This is a genomic window from Paenibacillus sp. FSL M8-0334, from assembly GCF_038000405.1.
GTDB classification, from domain to species: Bacteria; Bacillota; Bacilli; order Paenibacillales; family Paenibacillaceae; genus Paenibacillus_AQ; species Paenibacillus_AQ campinasensis.
On sequence record NZ_JBBOCH010000001.1, the window covers coordinates 1417395 to 1438827 of the forward strand.

At 47.5% G+C, this 21433-nt stretch carries 22 protein-coding genes; 5 read left to right on the forward strand and 17 right to left on the reverse strand.

All coding sequences use genetic code 11. The features are described from left to right. Positions 1-8: 8 nt before the first annotated feature. The 11 genes from MKX64_RS06125 to MKX64_RS06175 form a co-directional block, all read right to left on the reverse strand. Positions 9-563, reverse strand: coding sequence for a hypothetical protein (locus tag MKX64_RS06125; RefSeq protein ID WP_095267434.1), 555 nt, complete (start codon positions 561-563; stop codon positions 9-11). 348 nt (positions 564-911) lie between these two features. Next, positions 912-1370, reverse strand: coding sequence for a hypothetical protein (locus MKX64_RS06130; protein WP_341035514.1), 459 nt, complete (start codon positions 1368-1370; stop codon positions 912-914). An 11-nt stretch (positions 1371-1381) separates the two neighbouring features. Further along, positions 1382-3235: a VWA domain-containing protein gene (locus tag MKX64_RS06135; protein ID WP_196426441.1), complete on the reverse strand. Its 1854-nt coding sequence runs from the start codon at positions 3233-3235 to the stop codon at positions 1382-1384. A 228-nt stretch (positions 3236-3463) separates the two neighbouring features. Next, positions 3464-4348 carry a glycoside hydrolase family 43 protein gene (locus MKX64_RS06140; RefSeq protein WP_341035516.1) on the reverse strand — a complete coding sequence of 295 codons (885 nt, stop codon included), beginning with the start codon at positions 4346-4348 and terminating at the stop codon, positions 3464-3466. Between the two features lie 20 nt (positions 4349-4368). Then, positions 4369-5139, reverse strand: a complete 771-nt coding sequence (locus MKX64_RS06145; protein ID WP_095267478.1) for a carbohydrate ABC transporter permease — start codon at positions 5137-5139, stop codon at positions 4369-4371. Between the two features lie 56 nt (positions 5140-5195). After that, on the reverse strand, positions 5196-6083 hold the full coding sequence (locus tag MKX64_RS06150; RefSeq protein WP_095267438.1) for a carbohydrate ABC transporter permease: 888 nt from the start codon (positions 6081-6083) through the stop codon (positions 5196-5198). 103 nt (positions 6084-6186) lie between these two features. Then, a complete protein-coding gene (locus MKX64_RS06155) occupies positions 6187-7587 on the reverse strand; it encodes an ABC transporter substrate-binding protein (protein WP_095267439.1) in 1401 nt (466 codons plus the stop codon). Between the two features lie 121 nt (positions 7588-7708). Beyond that, positions 7709-9478: a cache domain-containing sensor histidine kinase gene (locus MKX64_RS06160; RefSeq protein ID WP_155618386.1), complete on the reverse strand. Its 1770-nt coding sequence runs from the start codon at positions 9476-9478 to the stop codon at positions 7709-7711. Continuing rightward, positions 9475-11070: a response regulator transcription factor gene (locus tag MKX64_RS06165; RefSeq protein WP_095267441.1), complete on the reverse strand. Its 1596-nt coding sequence runs from the start codon at positions 11068-11070 to the stop codon at positions 9475-9477. Before MKX64_RS06165 ends, MKX64_RS06160 begins: the two co-directional genes overlap by 4 nt. A gap of 254 nt (positions 11071-11324) precedes the next feature. After that, positions 11325-11828, reverse strand: a complete 504-nt coding sequence (locus tag MKX64_RS06170; protein ID WP_341035518.1) for a DUF2569 domain-containing protein — start codon at positions 11826-11828, stop codon at positions 11325-11327. A 57-nt stretch (positions 11829-11885) separates the two neighbouring features. Beyond that, positions 11886-12206 (reverse strand): hypothetical protein, encoded by a 321-nt coding sequence (locus MKX64_RS06175; RefSeq protein WP_095267443.1) that lies wholly within the window; start codon positions 12204-12206, stop codon positions 11886-11888. Between the two features lie 595 nt (positions 12207-12801). On the opposite strand from MKX64_RS06175, the gene MKX64_RS06180 reads away from it, so the two are divergent. Beyond that, complete coding sequence (locus tag MKX64_RS06180; protein WP_341035519.1) at positions 12802-13275, forward strand: MerR family transcriptional regulator; 474 nt, start codon at positions 12802-12804, stop codon at positions 13273-13275. Further along, a complete protein-coding gene (locus MKX64_RS06185) occupies positions 13259-13693 on the forward strand; it encodes a hypothetical protein (protein WP_341035520.1) in 435 nt (144 codons plus the stop codon). Before MKX64_RS06180 ends, MKX64_RS06185 begins: the two co-directional genes overlap by 17 nt. Positions 13694-13932: 239 nt before the next feature. On the opposite strand, the gene MKX64_RS06190 is transcribed toward MKX64_RS06185, so the two are convergent. Genes MKX64_RS06190 through MKX64_RS06210 form a run of 5 tightly spaced genes read right to left on the reverse strand, consistent with a single transcriptional unit; the run spans position 13933 to position 16640 of the window. Continuing rightward, positions 13933-14667 (reverse strand): MBL fold metallo-hydrolase, encoded by a 735-nt coding sequence (locus MKX64_RS06190; protein WP_341035521.1) that lies wholly within the window; start codon positions 14665-14667, stop codon positions 13933-13935. Positions 14668-14726: 59 nt separating this feature from the next. Continuing rightward, the gene (locus MKX64_RS06195) at positions 14727-15074 is read right to left on the reverse strand and encodes a DUF952 domain-containing protein (RefSeq protein WP_341035522.1); all 348 of its coding nucleotides are present in this window, start codon (positions 15072-15074) and stop codon (positions 14727-14729) included. Between the two features lie 35 nt (positions 15075-15109). Beyond that, complete coding sequence (locus MKX64_RS24285) at positions 15110-15187, reverse strand: hypothetical protein (RefSeq protein WP_413773624.1); 78 nt, start codon at positions 15185-15187, stop codon at positions 15110-15112. Positions 15188-15210: 23 nt separating this feature from the next. Next, positions 15211-16017, reverse strand: a complete 807-nt coding sequence (gene asd, locus MKX64_RS06205) for an archaetidylserine decarboxylase (protein ID WP_176475586.1) — start codon at positions 16015-16017, stop codon at positions 15211-15213. Then, a complete protein-coding gene (locus MKX64_RS06210) occupies positions 16014-16640 on the reverse strand; it encodes a TetR/AcrR family transcriptional regulator (RefSeq protein ID WP_095267447.1) in 627 nt (208 codons plus the stop codon). Before MKX64_RS06210 ends, asd begins: the two co-directional genes overlap by 4 nt. Before the next feature lie 118 nt (positions 16641-16758). On the opposite strand from MKX64_RS06210, the gene MKX64_RS06215 reads away from it, so the two are divergent. From MKX64_RS06215 to pssA, 3 genes are all read left to right on the forward strand, one after another. Next, on the forward strand, positions 16759-17454 hold the full coding sequence (locus tag MKX64_RS06215) for an SDR family oxidoreductase (RefSeq protein ID WP_095267448.1): 696 nt from the start codon (positions 16759-16761) through the stop codon (positions 17452-17454). Positions 17455-17517: 63 nt separating this feature from the next. After that, the gene (locus MKX64_RS06220) at positions 17518-18597 is read left to right on the forward strand and encodes an MBL fold metallo-hydrolase (protein WP_341035523.1); all 1080 of its coding nucleotides are present in this window, start codon (positions 17518-17520) and stop codon (positions 18595-18597) included. Between the two features lie 57 nt (positions 18598-18654). Beyond that, positions 18655-19335: a CDP-diacylglycerol--serine O-phosphatidyltransferase gene (gene pssA / locus MKX64_RS06225; RefSeq protein ID WP_095398609.1), complete on the forward strand. Its 681-nt coding sequence runs from the start codon at positions 18655-18657 to the stop codon at positions 19333-19335. A gap of 539 nt (positions 19336-19874) precedes the next feature. Here pssA and MKX64_RS06230 read toward each other — a convergent pair. Further along, positions 19875-21371, reverse strand: a complete 1497-nt coding sequence (locus tag MKX64_RS06230; RefSeq protein ID WP_341035524.1) for a serine hydrolase domain-containing protein — start codon at positions 21369-21371, stop codon at positions 19875-19877. Positions 21372-21433 lie beyond the last annotated feature (62 nt).

Here is a 21433-nt window from a genome sequence, read left to right on the forward strand (position 1 = left end):
GCATCCGTCTATAATATGTACTTCTCCTTAATATACTTCATATGCTCTTCAAATTCCTGCCAAAATTGTCCATACTGTCCTTCAAACAGCTCCATGCCGCCCGCGTCCACATCCTTGCCGATATAAAAATCAGATGCCTGCTCGGCAAACGCATACACGATGGTGGCATATTCAGCGAGTGGCAGTGTAACGGCAAGATCTCTGTAATCCACATGATCATTTTTAACAAAGTGGCTCAACGTCACTTCATCCCCGTTCAGCGTCACATTCCACTTGATGTACGAAGAGCAGAAGAGCATGTACGCACCGCAGCAATTAATCAATGTTTCCTCTTTGATTCCTTCCGGATAGTACCTCGGCGGGGCCGCTAGAGGATTGGGGAATCCGTACCTTACCGTCCGCATTAGAGCAAGGGCGGCTTCATTAATGACCCAGTCACCGTCGTCCTCGCTTGAGATCATCACATCATTCACCTTTAAGTAAATCGGACCGTGGGAGCAGGGCTCCTCAAGTTCTTGAGTCAGGAAATGCTGATGCACAATTTTCAATTCAAAGTGGCCCATATCCATCTCCTTTGCTCATATCAACCCGGTCTCCTGTAAAGGTAAAGGGGCCCAGCCAAAGGGACCCAGCCGCAAGCTGTGATGCACCCTAACGCGCAATAAATTGGGACAACTATGAATTGGATAGATTTATCTCCGGTTCCTGTTGTCTTCTCTTATAAGAGTATAACGAACCGCGATGGATGAAAAGTGTAAAATAACACGTCTTCACTTCGGGAGTGACCGCGGCCTATATTGCTGCTTATTCCTTGCCGTTTCGTAAGTTGGAACAGCCCCACCTGATCAAGGTTGGGGCTGCTTGAGATCCAGGGCGGGGCGGGTTGAGCCGGATTCAGGTCAACCGCTCCTCTATTCACCACCGTCTATCGCTTGGCGATCGATTTTGTACTTGCGCCTGGCTTGGCACGGATTCACTTTACGTTTGCCCCGCTTCATCTTCAGCTTGCGTCTGGCTTTGCATATACTGCGCTTGCGCCGGACCCGGTACCGCTTACGTTTCCTTCTCCGCCGCAGGCGCCTCTGTAGCTCCGAATGTGCTGGCGGGCTAGCCGGAACTCCGGTTTCGGGTGATCGTGCTTCACCCGGACCTGGAATTTCGGGAGATTCCGGCGGTCCCGCGGGTCCAGGCGGGCCGGGAGGAGTCACTGGCGGAGCGCCCGGCGGTCCTGGGGGAACAGGCGGGGCTGGGGGAACGGGCGGAAATATGCTGCATGTTTCGGGGATATACACAGATGCCGGCGGAAAGGATTGACTCATGACCAGTCCTGTCTCCGTCCAGATGGCAGCCGCATTCAGATTCGTCCTCATATCTGGAATCCCTATCCTATTATTCGAAATGACACCCTGGTTTGCCGCGAGTTGAAATTGCAGGATGCTTCTGTAGTATCTGCCTTCCCCCGCTGCCGCTGCTTCCGCTGACCACAGGTCCCCCACGACAAAAGAATGTCATAGCTGTTGGGTTGAAATGATACGGATACAACATCGCTGCTGTTAATATCGACAGGCTGATAGATGACCGGACTGGCGGGCGTTTGGACATAAGCGACCCGGAACGAGGTTAGATCCAGCTCGAAAGTCCCGTCATTTTGAATCGTGTATGGTGATGAACGACGAGGAACACGATCGGTGATGACTACATTTTCAGTAATGGTGTATATTTGTCTGGCGGACGCCACCATTTCATCGCGCAACGCAACCTGCGCGTTGCTAATATCACGCGGAACGATGTAAGCCTGGCCAGAGGAAGCCGTTTGGTCCAAATATTCGGGCAGCCGGACTGCCCCGCCGATCCCAATCGTATTGATCACAATGCCATTCGCACGTGCGGCATCCGCCGCAGCAATCATGAAGCGCTTCGCAGCATTGCTTGCGTACACGTTGCGGCTGGTTAACTCGTAATAATCGATCTGGCGGGTCTGAGGAATTTTTTGATCCGTAGCAAAAATCATAAGTTCGGTCTCAGAGTTATCATACGTCACGGTATCCAGCGACTGGCCCACAATGCTCTGCGGAAAAAATGGATCCGTATATACAGGCTCAAGCGGCACCCCCGAGGCCGACTGGGAATACTGCCATATTCCGTTGACCTTGGCGAAAAAGGGGCTCTGCTCGTAGTAATAATAATTCGCAGCGAACCCGATCCGCCCGTTGGACCAGTAATACCCATTCAGCGTCACATCATCCAGCATATTGGGAACGGCAGGCACACGTGTGATATTGTCCGCATTTCTTCCGTCAAAGTTATGCCATTCCCCGGCAAAAGGATTGACCGTTAACTGGCCTGCAGTCGCCTCGAAAAATTCCACACTTCTGCTCAAGGCACGCAATTTCAGTCTGACGATTTGCAGCGGTGTAAATGTGGCAGGATCATAATTGTCCGGGTCGATCCCCTCCCGAACCAGGTCTTCACTCGTCACAAGCGCCTGAATCCCGTTATACACAGCGTACAAAAGCGCCCCTTCCTGAACAAGCGAAGCGGCATGGATGTGAGCCGGGATATTCGCTTCATTGTAATAAGCATAGAAAGTAGAAGATGCCGCGCTTTCCCCATCCGTGATGAAGATGATCAGCTTATGGGCATGCTCCGGAACACCCTCCAGCAGCTCGTTTGCGAGCAGCAGCCCCGATTGTGCATTGGTATTGCTGTAGCGGCTGATGTTGTTGACCATGGAAAGAATATCATTCTCATCCTGATAGAAAAATTCCGTTTTATCCGCCACGCTCTGGAAATTGGCGAGTGCGGTTGCTGCTTGTGAAGGGCTGTATGCATTGGCGCCGATATAATAATCCTCGACGGGCGCACCGCCGCCGGCCGGCAGCGTCGAAGGAGCGGGGTTGACCAAGCCGCTGAATTGGCCTTGGCCATCGGCTTGGGTGACATGCACACGGGCTCCGTTGCCGAAGGTGACGAGCGCGATATTTTTCTCAATGGCCGCATACTCCTCCGAGAATATGATATCCAGAAATCCTTGTATCGCTTGTGCCGTCACCTGAAAACGAGTGGCCGTGTTGTTGTTAATATCCTGTGTCCCCATGGAAGAGGTAGCATCGACGACAAACACGAGATAAAGAGGTATTCCGGTCAGGATCGAGCTGCCCTCAGCCGACAGCGTTACGGTAAAGGTACAGGGATTATTGGGATTGCTACTCGCTGTTTTTTCAATATTTAGCACGGCATGCAGTCCTCCTTTCTCTGATATTGTCCTTATTTGCCGGTCATTAGGCCTTATAATAGGCATCTTATGTAATAAGACATCTTCACGAGTTGGGTTACCTGCTCATTTTTACCATAAATATACACCCGCCTATGAAACACTCGAAAGAACGCCATCCGAACATGTATCAATTCTACACGGTTAACAAAAAAAAACCGCCCTTAACGGGCGGCTTATGCGCAATCTTCAAGTCATAACCACTTTCTCAATCTTGCCGCCACCAATCTGCATCCGGTCGATGCAGAGCTGGCGGTGACCCGGCTCGGTGTCGCCGATGATCCGGCGATGGTAGACGATCAGCCATTCGTCGGTATCCGGCAAATGCAAATAACCGTGGTGGCCAGGGCCATCGGCAAGCGGCTCCTGTCTTTCCAGAATCGTGCCTTTATTCTCGAATGGGCCGAGGGGATTGTCACTTACGCCATAGGCTACACGATATGTTCCGTTCGTCCATCCGCCCATCGACCACATTAAGTAATACAAATCGTCCTTCTTAATCATACAAGGGCCTTCGACATACCCTTCCGGCGTGATCGACCGGAACACCTCATCGCTGTCCTCCGTAAGCGGAACAAATCCCGTCATATCCTCGTTCATGCGGGCGACATTGCAGTGCCCCCACCCTCCGTAGTACAGAAAGATCGTTCCGTCCTCGTCCTTGAACAAATGCGCGTCGATCGGCTGCGCCTTGTGAATGAATCTATCCACCAGCGGTTTGCCCAGATAGCCTTTGTACGGCCCTTCCGGACGGTCCGCCACCGCGATCTCCAGCCCGCCGATTTCATCATCGGACTGAATGTCGTTCGACGCAAAGACGAGATAATATTTACCGTTATGCTCGATGTGGGTCGGAGCCCATACAGCCCGCCATATCCACGGAAAATCCGCCATATCGATAATGCCTTCATGCTTCTCCCAGTGAATAAGATCATCTGAGCTGAACGCATCCAGATTCATCTGCTGCGTGTATTCCGTGTATGAGCGGGTCGCATAAATCCAATGCTTCCCCTCATACGTCCGGGCCTCAGGATCTGCATACCAGCCAGGTATGATCGGGTTCTTAATATTCAACTACACGTCCCCTTCCTTTCTTATCCCTTCAGCCCGGTCAACGTAATGCCTTCCAGGAAGTAGCGCTGCCCGACCAGAAATACGATCACGCAAGGAATCACCACCATCGCCGAAGCAGCCATCAGAAGATCCCACTGGGCCGTATACGTGCCCTGGAACATCTGCAGGCCCAGGGCCAGCGTGAACAGCCTGTCGCTCTTCAAATAAATGAGCGGTCCCATGAAATCATTCCAGGAACCCAGGAAGCTGAACAGTGCAACGACAATCAGCGCCGACCGGCTAAGAGGAAAAATAATTTTGCTGTAAATCTGGAAATAGGAAGCACCGTCCACAAAAGCCGCCTCGTCGAAATCTCTCGGAATCGTTAAATAGAACTGCCGCAGCAGGAAAATATTAAAGATGCCGCCGCCAAAATAGGCGGGCACTATCAGCGGATAGAACGTATCGTAGAAACCGAGCATTTGCCATCCGAGAAAGCTTGGAATCATCGTCACAGCAAATGGCAGCATCATGCTCGTCATCAAAATGGCGAACACCGTGTCCCGCCCCTTCCAGGAAATCCGCGAAAATCCGAAGGCGGCAATGCTGCTCGTGATGACCGTCCCCACGAGAACGCTTACGACGATGATCATCGTATTGGTGAAAAAGACGTCAAAAGGCAGCGCGGTCAGAGCTCTGTGAAAATTCCCCCACTGAAATGGCTTCGGAATCCATTCGGGCGGCATCGTAAAGATCTGCGATAAATCCATCAGCGAGCTGCGCACCAGCCATACAAAAGGAATAATAAACATAGCCGAAATGACGATAAGAGCCGCGTACCCTCCGGCAAGCGCTAGCTTCGATTGTCTCACGGGCGCTCCCCTCCTTCATAATACACCCAAGACTTGGAGGTTTTAAAGACGATATAAGTAAATATCATAATAATCACGAACAATACCCACGCCAGAGCGGATGCATACCCCATCTCGGTGTCCCTGAACCCGGTTCTCCACAGATAGAATACATAGAACAAGCTTTGGTTATTAGGCCCTCCCTGGGTTAAAATATAAGCCTCATTAAAGACCTGGAATGAGTTGATCAACGTCATGATCGCATTAAAGAACAGCGTTGGCGTAATCATCGGTATCGTAATTTGGCGCAGCTTGCTGAACCAACCTCCGCCGTCCACTTCAATCGCTTCATAGTACGACTGAGGAATGCCGGCAAGACCCGCCAGAAAAATAATAACCGTGCTTCCGATCCCCCACAGCGTTGTCAATACGACCGAAGGAATAACGCTGCCCTCCGAGTACAGCCAGTTGCTCGTTGGCAGATTCAGCCACTCCAGCATCGAATTCAGCAGCCCCAGATCCGGGTTCATGAGCCACATCCAGATCATCGCTGACGCGACGGCCGGCACAATGCTCGGAAGGTATATAATCGTACGGAAGACCGCTCTTCCCTTCACGTTCATGTTGAGCAATAGCGCGACGGCGAACGAAATGATGATGACCGCCGGCACACGCAGAAGCACAAAATAGAACGTAACTCCTAAAGATTTATAGAACAGATCATCTTCTCCGGAGAACAGCTTTGCATAGTTGGCAAAGCCGACAAACGAAGTTTGATCTTTAAATACATTGTAGTCCGTTAAACTGAGCACTAGGCTGGCAACCATCGGCCCCAAGGTGAATATCAGAAAACCGAGTATGGCCGGTGCCGTGAACAGCAATCCGTACCAGAGTCCCTTGCGCATCTATGCCTCCTATCCCGAATGAGAAGAGGACGGTCTGTGAACAGAATGCCGTCCCCCCCTAATCGTAACTCCCTAAGTCTCTTGGCTGCTTGCCTTACTTGCCTTACTTGACGTCCCGGCGTCCCTGCACTTGCTCCTGCGCTTTGGCGGCGATAGAATCCATCGCTTCCTGCGCCGTTTGCTGTCCAAGCCATACTTTATCCAAGGCAGGGTTCACGATATCCATAATCTTGTTGAAGTTCTTCACGTAGCCGGTAGGCGTCTGATGGCCATGGGTCAAAATCACGTCAACGACAGCATCTTTATACCCCGATGGCCGCGCATCCAGATTCTCTGTCCATCTGGCCAACAGTTCCGGCTCAGTGTACCAATCTTTATAAGACGGCATCCAGGTGCCGCTCGTAATCATCTCTAGCGAGGCTTCCGGATCGATCAGCGCTTTCATCAGCTCCCACGCCTCTTGCGGATGCTCGGTGGACTCGAATATCGAGAACATCGCACATACAACCGTGGTCACCGGTTCTTCCAGAACAGGCATCACCCCGACGTTAAAGTTGAATTTGGACTGTGCCAGCCCTGCGCTTGCCCATTGGCCGTCAATGACCATTGCAACCTTCTTCGTTTGCAGCGCTACGTTCGTAGCCGGAATGTTCTTGGCTTGCACCGGCGACGGCGCGACATGATGCACGTTCATCAGATCCGACATTTTCTGAAGCGCATCTACTGCAGCGGGTTCGTTCAGCGTGAAGCGCGTGCCGTCCTCAGACACAAAGTCCCCGCCGTTGGAGTAAATAAAGTTGCTGTATACGCCCCACCAGGTGGAGACACTTACGCCATATTGCTTGATATTCTTCGGATCGAAGTCCGGATCATTAGCTGTCCGGCCTTTCGTATCAATCGTCAGCTTCTTGGCCACTTCTACAAATTCATCCCATGTCCAGGCTTCCGATACCTTGGTTGGCGGAGGGGCAACGCCCGCTTCCTTGAAGATGTCCTCGTTATAGAACAGAACGAAGGACTCCGGCCCTGGCCCGATACCGATCACGTTGCCCGGTTCAAGCGAATACGTAATGTTCGGGACGAAGCTGTCCACGTTGATATCCGGATCATTATCCAGGAACTGTTGCAGATTCAGAAACTTGCCCTGCTCAGCAAGCGGATAGGCAATACTGCCTGATTCCATCATGGCGATATCAGGAACGTCGTTACCAGCAACCATCGTCGTCAGCTTGGTGTCATAGTCAGCGGCGATGTGCTGCAATTCGACCTTTATATGCGGATGTTTCTCTTCAAAACGCTGGATTCCGAACTTGTATGCGTCCACTTCTTCCGGTGCACCCCATACGGTCATGCGCAGCGTAATCTTATCTTTGGAACCGCTTCCGTCCGAATTCGAAGAAGACTGGCTGCTGCCTGAATCGGATCTCACGCAGGCTGACAATACGCTGACAAGCATAAGCATCATAGCGAAGAGAACCACGATCGATTTGTTGGACCTTTTCATTTTGCCGAACCCCTCTCGATTGCTTCTTTTTAGTTCATAGCTGCAGTCTATGATATAGTTTGATTATAGATGGTGGGTAGCGCTTACATAACCCGAAACTCTTTGGAATGGTGGACTAATATTAGGAATGCAGCGGCAGCTTGATCAGGACGCTCGTCCCCTTGCCGGGCATGGAACGGATCGTAATCCCGTACTCCTCGCCATACATGAGCCGGATACGATCAATCGTATTTTTGATCCCCACGGAGGAAGATTCGCTATACATAATCGCGTTGACTGTCTCAGGACTCATTCCCCGGCCATTGTCGGCAATCTCGTAATACCGTAAATCCCCTTCGATCCAGCCGCGAATGCTGATCAGCCCGCCAGTTTCGGTCTGGTCAAAGCCGTGCAGTATAGCATTTTCAACAAAGGGCTGAAACAGCAGGCGAGGCACTTTATAATCGTATAACCGCGGGTCGATCTCATATCTGACGGTGAAACGGTCTTCAAAACGAACAGCCATAATGTAAAAATAGTTGCTCATCCATTCGGTTTCCTCCGACAGCGACACGGCTCCCCAGTGCTTGCGCGACGTGTAGTGCAGCATGTTGGATAGACAAGCAAGCATTCGGCTCAGCTCATCTTGCCTGCTCTCGATGGCCATCCAGTTCATCACGTTCAAGGTGTTGTAGAGGAAGTGGGGATTGATCTGCATCGTAAGCGCCTGAATTTCCGCCTCCTGCTCCTTCAGCTTGATTTCATAATTCTCCGTGACAAGATAGCGGATTTGTTCATTCATGCGATTGAAGCGCTGCAGCAATATGCCGAACTCATCATTCGTGCGCATCGTAATCTGGGTCTGAAAGTCACCCTCCCCTACCGATCGCATGGCGCTCAGCAGCTTCTTCATCGGTTTCGTGATTCGATCCGCGATAAAATAAGCAAACACCATGGCCATAATGCCCATGATGACCGCAATCAGCAGGCTTGACGTCTGGATTACAGGCACGAGGCTGCTGACCAGCGCCGACTCCGGTATCCACACGACCGACAACCAGCCAGTGACGGCAGAACGGTCAAAACAGACAATAACGGCCTCTCCGTTCAGATTGATCCGCAGCGTTCCGCTGTTCTCCAGCTGCAGCTCCTCCAGCCAATCCTGTCTGTACACCGTCGTTACCAGATCCGGATTGCTGCCGGCTACCACTCGATAATGCTCGTCTACAACCAGATAGCTTGAGCTATCAGGAAAGCTCTCTTCATACAAGGCGTTCAGCGCATCCGACTTGAAGCTGATCGTAAGCACCGGGCGCTCCACATCCGCATCCATTTTCTCAAGCGTGGTATCATTCAGATGGGAGAAATCCAGCAGCCGCGTCGCCGAGAATAAATGACGAAACTCCAGCCGGCCATCCTGCAGATAAGGCTGATTGAACATGTCCACGAAATCATAGGTGGGATACCACACAATTTTGCCGCCGGCCTCCTGCGCCTTGCGGTATATGTCCGACTGCGTAGGGTCGCCTTGCGGCAGCCTTTGTCCAAAATTGAAATAGGATGTCCAGAGCTGGTAAGCATAGACATCCTCATTTAAAGAGAAATATTTTCTAAGGACTGACGAGACCTGACGATCCGCTTCGAAAATATCCGCTTGGTTCTTCGGGTCCAATTGATTGAATATTTGAAATAAATCCTTATCCACGAACAGCGCCATGCTGTTCTGCTCGATCATGCCGAGCTTCATGTCCATAATCGCATTGTTCTTCTTCACGATCTCATACACATTCCGCTGCGCTTGCTCCGTAACAACCTGCAGACTTGTTCGGTAATACAAGAGCCCCAGCACAACTAGCGGAATAGCAACCAGGAAAATATAACTTGCCAAAATTCGAGAGCGAAACGTTGTCATCGCTTGCTGTTCCTTTCCGGTAGAGATGTATGCTTATACGCTTCTGGCGATATGCCGTAATATTTCTTGAATACTCGGCAGAAGTATTTCGTATCCTGGTAGCCGCACTCCGCGGAGATATCGTAGATTCGAAGACGGTGGTCAGCAAGCAGCTCCTTGGCGCGCCTCATCCGGACGGCCGTGACATGCTCGGAGAAGGTGCGTCCCGTCTTATTTTTAATGAAGGTGCTGAAATACGACGGATTAAAGAAAAAATGCGCAGCCGCCCGCTCAAGCGTCAGCTCCTCCTTCATGTTGTCTTCTATCCATCGCAAGCAGTTGGCCACAACAATTTCGTGTTTGTCCTGCTGGGTCTGCGCAAGCGTGCTATGCGCTTCCTGGAGGCTCGCTTCGAGCAGCTCAAGCAGCTTCGCATACGAATCGCACTCCTGCACGAGCACGGCTGCCCCTTGCGCAAGCTGGCCGCTCACCTGCCGCTCACCCAGCTCGCGGAGGGTGCTTTTCATGCTCATCAGCAGCAGCAAGGCTTGCTCCTTCATTAGCGCCGGTGCGGCGTATCCATCATCGGCCAGCTGCTCGAAAGCGCTTTTACATTGATCCACCACAATCTGGATCTCTTGGCTCAGCAGCGCCTGAACGAGCTTATCCGTGTCGATCGGTACAGGGCGATGGGAAGAGCGGAGTTCATCATAAAAAAACACCCCCTCCCAGCGTTCGAAGAAGTTTTGCTCGTTGGCCTTTTGAGCTGCCCGATATGCCTGCGGGGCCCCGATAGCCAGCTGCTCGCAATATGGGCCAATCCCGTGTACAAGCCGGCCCGCCGCCGACATTTCCCTGGAAAGGGAATCGGCTAGCTGGCATATCTGTTGCTTCGCCTCCCGTGTAACCGGAGCCGTACTTACGACCGTTATCGCATGCATCCGGCGGTCCTGAATCCCGTTGTGGAGAACCGTCATCGCTTCCCCAAGCCGGGACCAGCTTTGCTCCAGACATTGGGCGAAGGCCAACCCGCTTGTTGTCTCTACATCCTTCCCTTCGTTGTTCAGTTCGGAATAAATAATGAGCCCCCCGCCCTGCAGCCACGCCTCCTTATCCATCTCTGCTTGCTCGGAGGGAGTCAGACTCCCGTTCAGCCAGGACAGGTACAGGCGGCTTCGGTATGCGGAAGAGGCGCGCACGAGCTGGTGCTTCATCTCTTCCTTTACCTTGCGCTGATGCGATTCACTGTTCAATTGAAGCTCAATCCGGTCTAGCAAATGCTTGACGTTCTCGATCCCGACCGGCTTCAGTAAATAATCGTAAGCGCCATGGCGAACCGCCGTCTGCGCATATTCGAACAGATTGTAAGCGGATACCATAATGACTTTGGTTGAAATGCCCTCTTCTTTCAGCTGCTCCAGGAATGCTAAACCGTCCATGCGGGGCATCCGGATATCCGTCAGCACCGCATCCGGGCAATCTGCCCGGATCTGCTCCAGCGCAGCGATCCCGTCCTTCGCGGCCATAACCTGGGCATTCGGTCGTAATTCACGAATCAGCCCAACCATACCCCGAAGATGTCTTGGCTCATCATCGACTACTATTATTTTCACTCGCCCACCCCCTGTTCACTTCTGCCTAACCACGACGAGGATTGTCCAGAGCCAATGGCCCATTTGACTTTCATTATATTATACGATTCCCGCTGATCAACAGGGCGCTTGTTTTGGATAGGTGGACTATTTTTAGATTTCATAAATCAAAAACCGAACCCGGCAAGAGGAGGCCTCCGCCGGGTCCGGCTATGATGGGAAAGATGTGGATTGCTTTTATCTGACAACAGGTGGTTTACCCACTGTTACCTGAATTATCGTACAAATGTATTTTTGACTCGGACTGACTTCAGGAAATATGGAATCCAGATCAAGCTGGTAAATCCCGCTCTGATTAAAGCTTGAACAGTACTTCCATCTTCCATTTCTCTGGCTAATGGGATCTGCATGACGAGAATATAGTCAAAGATGCCCAATAACAGGCTTCCTCCATAGAAAATGATCATGAGCTTGGGCACGATCGCTTTTCTGGCATAAAAGTCTATGAGAATAAAAACGCAAAAGGCACTGAGAATGATGCCATATGCTGTTTCATAAACGATAACAGGCCCCCACAAGTAATGATAATACTCGGATTCCTTGGAGGTAATCATATTCCATGTTTCAGGGCTGAATACGGGCATAGTCACCACCAATTCATATAATGCGATTATCAGTGTGGCATAGAGCCCGATCTGGACTAGAATAAGCCAGCCCCCGAGTCCTGATACCCCTGACCTTCCAGTCCCCGGTTGATTTCCTTGAAGCTTTGTTTCCAACAGGCAGCACTCCTTAAACGTCAATTTGTTCGATTTATACCACTTTCAGTTATGTACTCATTTCTTATTTCGGTTGCTGCGCCCATTTTCGTTATCTTTCTCTAACTCTTCTTCTATTTCTTGGTTGGTGTTAGACATCCATTCTGAATCCTGATGTAACCTTCGATACGCTTGGATCCCTAGATCGGTCCTTTCCTCTTCACTCAGCAGTCCCAGCTTGCCTTTGATTTGCTTGATATCCTCACTCATTTGCCTGGTTTTTAGATATGTGCTAAAGACCAGTCCGAATAAAATAATGAAAAAGACAGGGATACTATAAGGCATTAAAAAAAAGGACAGTACAACAATCAATGTAGCGATTAACATCCCGGCGATCATTTGATTCTCTCCCTTGTCATTTCTGTTCATGTCATCACGCAAGCAGCGGATAACGTCAATATAGGCCTGATGCTGGAGAGCCTTCTCCCTCCCGCATACACGACGTGGCCCAGCCTCAGATCGTTCTGATCTGCCACCCCCTATCCTCAAACGCCAATTAATTTCAAATCTGAAATCATATCACCATGCGCTGATAATTTCCCAGAGACATGAATATGAAGTTATGTACAGCATGACCGCAAATGAACCGATCAATGTCATGAAGGCGATAAACACATCTTCCAGTCCGCGGTGGCTACTTCGCCGATTTCAAACAAATCGTTCGTCAGGCTGGACAGTAAATGCCCTGTCTTATGGATGATGATAATCAGATCATTATCATATAGCAATAGGATATTTGCCATCCACACCACAAATGACTCCTGACTTCCTTCGACATTTGCTGAATTGTGTTCGTCTACTTGCCAATTCGGTTTCAGCAAATGCCCCTAATCTTCCGGTCTGATCAAGAAGAAAGACCGCGTCAATGGTATTCGATAACGACAATAATTCTTCTAGTTGACATTGGAGTTAACTCCAATGTTATTGTGAATGTATGGAAAAACAATATTCAATAACTGAGGTTTCACGGATGCTTGGTATTCCGAAGGATACGCTCCGGTATTATGACCGTATTGGAGTCGTATCGCCGTCCCGGGGACACAATTCTTATCGCAGGTATTCTAGGGACGACATCGTCGATTTGATGAATATTCAAATCATGCAGTATGCGGACTTTTCTCTCGAAGAAATCAAGGGGAAGTTTCAGTTTCACAGAATGCAGAGTGTTGATCCTGCTTATTTCCAGGAGGTCGCTGAATTCCTTGATGCCAAGAAAGCAGAAACACGCAAGAAAATCACACATCTTGAAAAGGTCAGTCAGTTGCTCGACGTAGCAGTTAAAACGCTAAGGGACTTTAATCCTGAAAGTGACCAGCGGCTGGCAATGTTCGCTCGGGAGATTTACCGGGATCTTCACAAGAAGGAGCCTGAAATAACTAAGGAGGATTGTGATGGACATCAGATTTAAGAATTATTACTGTTTGATTGCCGGCATTCTTGCAATACTTTTTGCTGTTACGCACGCATGGAACGGGCATTCCGCTGTATTGCCAACGCTCCTAGTGAAGGATATCGCCTTGGATACACGGATAACATTTACGTATGTCTGGCACATTATCACCGCTGAGAATCTGGTTTTCGGCATAGTATTCATTATCCTGTCATTTCAAAGCGAGAAATCTAAGATCCGGTTTGCTGCGTGGATGATCGTGTCACTTCTGCTCATTCGTCTAGTGGTCATTCTCGGTGTAACCGCATTTTATGATGTGTCGGCACTTACGAATACGTTAATCGATTCGATTGCCATCTTAATCTATTCCGTGTTCATTATACTTGGCACAAGAATAAAGAAAGAGAGTAAGGAGGTCAATCTAACGGGATACTAGTTCAGAAAAAACCGCCTAATGTGGCGGTTTTTCCTTTAGTTGCAAATCAACAATCAAGTCGTGCATCTAGCACGATCTCAACCAGCCGCACGGTGTGGGATGAATGGATGTTTCCCGGCAATCATTTCTTCGACTTTTCCTCCGGGACCGAAGCGGTTTGTCCGCCGATCCGTGAACACATTGTTAGCTGGTGTCGACCTTTCCTTCGAACGATCATGCTTACTTATCCTGAATTTCATTCACCTATATTCCTTAAGGAGCTGACGGAGTGCGCTCTTCACATCTCCTTGAAATAGTCCCCCATGATAACAAACAATTCGCGCAATATCATAAGTTAACAATCGTTGAACAGATCTAACTGCTTCATCTAGATCCCATGCATATTGGGGATTAGCAATATTCAGTTTTCCATCTTCGATTACGATGGCATCTCCAGCAATAAGTGTTTTGTTAGCAGGTAGATACAAAGATATATGCCCTTCTGTATGACCTGGCGTATGTATAACCTTAATGCCTCCACACCAAGGTAAATATTCATTAGTATGTAACTTTCGATCAACATGAACGGGTTCGACTGACCGGAGAAAGTGAATAAAATGTTCAGCATTTCGTTTTTCTTCTCCTGTCATTTCGTGAAGACTTGACTCTGCTTGTACTAACCTCAACGGTTTTTTAGTGCCGTTAATGTACTGAATTTCCGCGTCAAATGCACTAATCTCAATGTGTGGGTATTTTCTTATTAGTGCTGCAGCCGAACCGACATGATCCACATCATGATGTGTCAGAATCAATTTGGTAATCGTATCAAATGTGATATTATTCTGTGTAACAGCTTCTTCAAGAAAATGCAAAAAGTCAGGATACCCGCAATCAACAAGAATTACGTCCGATTCATCATGAATAATGATAGGCCACAATGTTTGTTCTTGACCATTAAATTTAAATTGAATATCTAGTAGACGATAATTATACATATGTTCTCTCCTCTATCACATACATCGAGTGCGTTGTGTCTGCCAGTCTTATTCTATCTTTACTCTCCCTTTAACGCTGCTGGTAATTGAAAAAGTCCATTCGCTAGTGGCTTGAAATCATACGTATTTATTACTGCCTCTAAATTGAGGACTCCATAGATGTGAGGATAAAGCTCATTCAAGTTATAAAGATCTTCCCATATCACTTTTGCGTTCACCTTATCTTCATCAATCAGAAGGAGCAGCAAATTGCCTTGTCCTTGATATAAGTTGTTTGCCACCTTTAATACCTGTTCCGGTGAAGAACAGTGAATAAACCCTTCACTGGCTATACTGTCATAATCATAATGCCCTTTGTCTTTTGCTTCTTTCCATTTCTCTTGTGTTGTGATATGCAGTATTTTCATATGGTTTTCCCCTTTACCAATGATAATCCGTGTCTTTAGCCCAAAGGCAGCCTGACTGTAAAAATTGAACCTCGATGAAGCTCGCTTTCTACCTCAATCGATCCTTCACACAAATCGACGATGCGCTTTACAAGCGTTAATCCGAGACCGTTCCCCGCCGTTGTCTCAACGTGCCAAGTGACTCGCCCATGCGAACCTTCTTGCCCGGAATCAAATCTCCGCGAAGAGTAAATGTGTGATCCTCGGTGAGAAGCACCACGGTGGAGCCGAATTCGAAATAAGCCAGTTCCTGGCCTTTCTCGACATCCTTATTCAGCGGCTCCACGTATTTGATGCTGCTGACGTTCATAGCGCCTACCTTGATGACGGCGATCTCGCCGCCGGAATGGCGGATATAGGTTGTCAGTCGCTCATTGCGGCTCAGCACCCGCTTCGCGTGTCGAAGACCAAACTCGTTCACCGGGTAAACCTTGCCTTGGATGTGCACACGCTCGACGATCGTGCCGTCGACAGGGATATGAATCCGGTGATAGTCAGTCGGACTCAAATAAAGAACGAGATAGAAGCCCCCGGTATATTGGGCTGCCCGGGGAGAACAGCCCAGCAATTCTTCGATGGCGTAGTCCTGCCCCTTGATGTTAAATATCATGCCTGATTTCACCGGGCCCGCGCCCATAATCAGTGCGTCTACGGGACTGACAAGCGCAGCGGGATCGTTGTCGATAAGGCGCGCTCCGGGCTTTAGCCGCCGCGTAAAAAAATCGTTCAGGGAGCGGTATTCGTCAATCGGCTTCTCCGCTTCCTGAATCTGGATTCCATATATTCGAGCGAATGAAGGTATAAACCCCCGACTGATCCTAGACTGAGCCAGCTTCCCCGTTATACGGGAAATCCATTTGCGCGAACCGAGCTCGGTCATGGATCGCATCAGCCATCTCATCATAAAGGTTGCTCCCCGTCCTTCCTGCATTGATTCCACCCGCTGATAAGCAGTTTGGCAGCAACAGCTGAGCGTTTGGAGATCTGATCCTTTGTCAAATTCAACTGAGAGAAATAACCTTGATAAAACATATCTGCGAATCCCTGAACGAGAGCGAGCAGCGCTTCCATAAGCTCGAGCAATTCATTCCATGTTGCTTCAGGTGCGGCTTCCTGCGTTATTGTAAAAAGAAAATTGATCATCTCGCGACTTTGTTCATGGAATGCGGGTAGCCGAGATTCTCTGGCTGCAGAAAACAATTGAAAACTGACATTATGGTCAAGTGCATATTGGACATAGGCGCCAGCTACAGAAGCCACACGCTCAATTGGATCATTACCTGCTTCGGTTGCGGCAGTCCGCATTCTCGACGTGAGTTCCGTAAGAAAAACGATGCCGGTTTCCGCAAGCAAACTTTCTCGATTGGGAAAATGACGATAGGGAGCGCTGATCGCAACTCCTGCTTTTTTGGCGACCTTGGCCACGGAAAAACCTTGAATGCCGTGTTCAGCAATCATTTCAAGGGAGGTTCGAATTAGCGTTTCCTTTAAGTTTCCATGATGATAATTTCGCTTGTCACTCTGCATGTTTACATCCCCTTTTTTCATCATTATATCACAACAACAAATAATGTGATAGACGTATCACATTCGTTGTGTTATTATGTGATAGGTATATCACATTAAAGACGAGGAGTTGGTTGAATTGACAGTTACATTAATTACAGGTGGAAACAAAGGTCTGGGCTTCGAAACCGCGCGACGATTGATCGCATATGGTCACATTGTGTATATTGGTGCTCGCAGTGTAGAACGCGGCAAAGAATCGGCTGACAAGCTTGGCGCAAAGTTTGTACGGCTTGATGTGACCGATCATGCATCTATACATGAAGCAGTTGCCGAAATTAAACAAAATGAAGGACACTTGGATGTCCTTATCAATAATGCGGGAATAACAAGGGGACTCCTAGGCGCTGATGATGTGACTGCAGATGACTTCCGCACCGTTTATGACACCAATGTCTTCGGTATTGTTCGTGTGACACAAGCCTTTCTTCCTCTGCTGCACAAGTCGACGATGCCTGTTATCGTTAATGTCAGCAGTGGATTAGGTTCCTTTGCTCGTGTAACGAATCCTGAAAAGATTGAATCCCGAGTAAACGATTTGATTTACTCTTCATCCAAAGCGGCAGTCACGATGCTGACTGTGCAATATGCCAAGGCTTTGCCCGAATTTCGTATTAATGCCGCAGATCCCGGCCCGACAGCAACCGACCTTAATGGACATCGCGGCTTCCAAACCGTCAGTGAGGGTACAGATGTCATTGTGAAGCTTGCAACTCTTGACGACAATGGACCTACGGGTACTTTTATGGATCGGAGTGGGATAGTTCCTTGGTAAATCATCATCCGATATGTATAGAAAAGGTGCCATGTATTTCGTATTAGGAGAGGAGACTATGTTGTGAGTAGCTTTATTGCGGCAATGCTCCTGATGCTCTTTATCCCGGCGTTCGGTAGAAGGCCGGACAGAGAAACGCAATTACGCATAAAAGGATCTGTTCATTATAAGAATAACAAGTTTGTGAATGATATCCCTACTTCAACCAGAATGTCTATGCTCAACCAACTATCTGTGCTTTGGGATTTTGCTCGCGGAAAGCCTGCCGATGGCAGGCCTTCCGCGCCAATTGAGCTGGTTATGACGGATATCGAGAATACGAAACCATTGTCTGATTTCAATCAGGCCATCTGGTTCGGTCATTCCAGTGTACTCATTGATTTAGACGGCGAACGCTTACTATTCGACCCGATGTTTGGACGGTCTCCATTCCCTTTTCCTAAGCTGGGAAGCAAACGGTTTAACGACAACCTGCCGATTGATGTTAAAAATATGCCTGCCATTGATGCAGTATTTCTTTCCCATGATCACTATGATCACCTGGATTATTATTCAATACAACATTTAAAAGATAAGGTTGGTCATTTTTTTGTCCCGCTGGGAGTTGCGGGCCATCTTGAACGCTGGGGTGTCCCTCGCTCAAATATCACCCAGATGGACTGGTGGGAGGAACTAGAGTGGGAAGGGTTGAAGATCGTCTGCACGCCTGCACGTCACGTGTCGGGGCGAAGCTTCTTGCATAAAAATCGAACCTTGTGGTGTTCATGGTCAATCATCGGGTTATCGGGAAGCGTGTTTTTTAGCGGGGACAGCGGGTATGGCCCTCACTTTCGTCAAATCGGGGAAAAATACGGACCCTTTCAACTTACTCTTGTGGAGTGTGGACAATATGACGAACGTTGGCCGGACCTCCATATGTATCCAGAAGAATCAGTACAAGCCCATATGGACTTAAGAGGTGAATTAATGCTTCCGATTCATTGGGCTGCCTTTCAATTAGCACCCCACGGGTGGCTTGATCCAATCCATCGTGTAATGATTGCGGCTAAAAAACAATCGATCACAATTACAGTTCCCCGTATGGGGGAATCTGTATCGCTACAAGGAGACAACTATCCCGTTAATGAATGGTGGAGTCAATAAATACGTATCACGGCTTAAAACGGACTGGAAAGAGGTGAATGACTCATCACTAAAATCATACCGAGCCTACTTACTCTTGGTAATCTGAGCTTAGGCGTCATTTCTATCGTGCTAGCATTTAACAATAATACGGGCATGGCTACGCTTCTAGTTTTTGTTGCGATATTACTTGATGGCGCAGATGGATGGGCGGCACGTAAATTGCATGTACAGAGTGAGTTTGGAAAGGTTTTGGATTCCTTGTCGGACATGATTACGTTCGGTGCAGCACCAGCCTTTATTCTATATGAGGCAGCATTTCATGAGCTAAGTCCAGCGTTAGGCTTGGGGATCACGATCCTGTTTCCTGTTTGCGGTGCTTTGCGCCTGGCAAGATTCAATGTTGAGAACGGAATTAAACAATACTTTGTTGGATTGCCGATTCCTACTGCGGGCGGGTTGCTGGCTTTACTGTCTTTTTTCAAAGATGATATTCCCGTCATTGTATTATTGGCCGCCTCACTTCTGTTATCACTGCTAATGGTCAGTTCAATTCGTTACCCAGGCTTTAGAAATTTTCATCCCTCCCGCAGAACGATTTGGGTTGTTCTTCTTATCCTGTTGATACTAGCGGGGGGAGGATTTTTATTCGAAAAACAATTATATGAACTCTTGTTTGCTCCACTTTTTTTGTATGTGGCGTATGGCTTTATGACTTATATGGTGCACGGGTTTTCTGATAATAGGAAAAATAAATAGATCAATCGGTAAAAGACGTGGAATGCCGGCTTGCTAAAGTCAAGCCGGCACTTTACTGAAAGCTTATGTTAATTTTCGATGTTTACCAGCCAAAAATATAACCGCCCTGTTAAGGGCGGTGTCGGAACCGAGGGCGAATGGCCCGATGCGTGAATACTTTGTTATATGATGTCAGCGCCCATCGAAATTCTGATAACTCTTGTTATATTGAATCTTTGTTTGATTCTAATCGATTTATTCAAATGCAGAAATATATGCCTTGTCACAGGCATTGGTATTAATCCAGCTATTGTCTTATTTCCCCAATATTCAAGCAACCAAGCAGCCTCTTTCTTAACTGCATTTTGCTCTCTAAGAATATTAATCCTTCTTGCATCTACTTTGTTCCTAAATTCTCCTGGTAATAAATGAGCTACCATTTCTCGAGTTTTCCGTCACTTAGCATGTTGAATGTATCGATTGAATAAACTTCTTGGAAATCCTTCTTAGCGATCAAGGGCGATTGCCCACTGTAGGAATGCTGTGTTATCGAAATATTCTTATTCACTGCTTCTCATTATTCCAATTTTTTTAATATTAATGATTATCGATAAAATACAATTGATAGCAGTAAGACCCATCCACATATATACTGAATATGACATCCATACCCCTATCATTACATAGTTATAGTTTAATAGATAAGGCCAGATCATGACCAACACCAAAAGCATAATGCTTAAGATTAGTGCGATCCTACTTCCTGTCATTTTTTTGAATCTTGTCTTTTCTTCTTCAATGTTTAGTTGTATTCCTCTAAAAAGTTTAATTACTTGGACACATAAGATCGCGACGGCTATAATTACCAAGAATGAAAATACCAAATCAATTAATAGATACACGTCAGCATAATTATATTTATGCATGTGATTTCCATTCATATTCTCATATAGGTTATTAGCAATTAGCGATGGTGCAGATGAATTCAAGTTAGCCAGAACAAATATGGCCTGCTGCTTCTCTAAATTAATCATAACGTGCGAGGAATAATTAGGATTACTTCCACTATGACTAACAACCCTATTGTTCGTATCAATACTCCATCCGAAGGAATCGTATTGATTTTCATCTTCGTATCCCGCCGTTTTGATGTCGACTTGATGAGATCGTTGTATCGCTTTCCATAAATGATCTGGTATGTCGCCTATCCCCATTTGAGCATTAATCCAGCGTTCTAAATCTTTTGAATTCGTTACCAAATATCCTGCAGCGATATTACCATAATATCTAGGGGCATCATATTCTATGCTTCTTCCAAAAAACACACGATAACCTTTGGTAAGCTTATCAGATTCCTTCTCCTGACCTGTTGAAAAATAACTGTCCGTCATTTTTAATGGAACGAGTATATTTTCAGTTACATAATCCTGATAACTATCACCTGTAACTTGTTCAATAATCATCGCTAAAACATCATAATTCACGGTTGCATAAGTATGCTCAGTCCCAGGGTATGTATCTAATGCTATGTTTGAAATATTAAGTATGGTCTTTTCAAGCATATCCTCTGTTGTGCCTTCTGGAATTAACCGAATACTCCATGACGGAATTCCACTTGTATGTGCTAACAACTGATGAATCGTAATATTAACTTTCTCACCCTTAAAGGTTGGCTCAAACCAAGGAATATAATCTGAAACATTATCTGAGTAAGATAAGTACCCCTCATCTGCTAACAAAATGATGGCCAAAGCCGTAAACGCCTTAGTAGTCGATCCCAATTCAAACAATGAATCTTCAGTAACCATCTTATGATTATTAACATTTGCATATCCGTAAACTTTATATTGGGTCTCGCCCTGCTCTGATACTACTATAGCCACTCCTGGAGTCGCTGATTTGGCCATTATGGTTTCCACCATATGATCCTCATCATCATAATTTCCCGCTTTAAGCAAAGTTCCGAGTGCATTCCAACACGCTATAGTACTAATGATTGCGATAAGTAGGATGACACATACTGTTAATGTGCCTGTTGTACTCAGTATTTTCTTCAATGTGGTTCTCCCTAATTGTAATCTTTCCACTCATCAGATTTCATGCCATAAATCATTCTATC

Excerpts from the sequence above, each read along its gene's own strand:
- MKX64_RS06125 (WP_095267434.1), bottom strand. The coding sequence starts at position 563 with ATGGGCCACTTTGAATTGAAAATTGTGCATCAGCATTTCCTGACTCAA.
- MKX64_RS06130 (WP_341035514.1), bottom strand. The coding sequence starts at position 1,370 with ATGAGGACGAATCTGAATGCGGCTGCCATCTGGACGGAGACAGGACTG.
- MKX64_RS06145 (WP_095267478.1), bottom strand. The coding sequence starts at position 5,139 with ATGTTTATTATTCCTTTTGTATGGCTGGTGCGCAGCTCGCTGATGGAT.
- MKX64_RS06150 (WP_095267438.1), bottom strand. The coding sequence starts at position 6,083 with ATGCGCAAGGGACTCTGGTACGGATTGCTGTTCACGGCACCGGCCATA.
- MKX64_RS06155 (WP_095267439.1), bottom strand. The coding sequence starts at position 7,587 with ATGAAAAGGTCCAACAAATCGATCGTGGTTCTCTTCGCTATGATGCTT.
- MKX64_RS06160 (WP_155618386.1), bottom strand. The coding sequence starts at position 9,478 with ATGACAACGTTTCGCTCTCGAATTTTGGCAAGTTATATTTTCCTGGTT.
- MKX64_RS06175 (WP_095267443.1), bottom strand. The coding sequence starts at position 12,206 with ATGATCGCCGGGATGTTAATCGCTACATTGATTGTTGTACTGTCCTTT.
- MKX64_RS06180 (WP_341035519.1), top strand. The coding sequence starts at position 12,802 with ATGGAAAAACAATATTCAATAACTGAGGTTTCACGGATGCTTGGTATT.
- MKX64_RS06185 (WP_341035520.1), top strand. The coding sequence starts at position 13,259 with ATGGACATCAGATTTAAGAATTATTACTGTTTGATTGCCGGCATTCTT.
- MKX64_RS06190 (WP_341035521.1), bottom strand. The coding sequence starts at position 14,667 with ATGTATAATTATCGTCTACTAGATATTCAATTTAAATTTAATGGTCAA.
- MKX64_RS06195 (WP_341035522.1), bottom strand. The coding sequence starts at position 15,074 with ATGAAAATACTGCATATCACAACACAAGAGAAATGGAAAGAAGCAAAA.
- asd (WP_176475586.1), bottom strand. The coding sequence starts at position 16,017 with ATGATGAGATGGCTGATGCGATCCATGACCGAGCTCGGTTCGCGCAAA.
- MKX64_RS06210 (WP_095267447.1), bottom strand. The coding sequence starts at position 16,640 with ATGCAGAGTGACAAGCGAAATTATCATCATGGAAACTTAAAGGAAACG.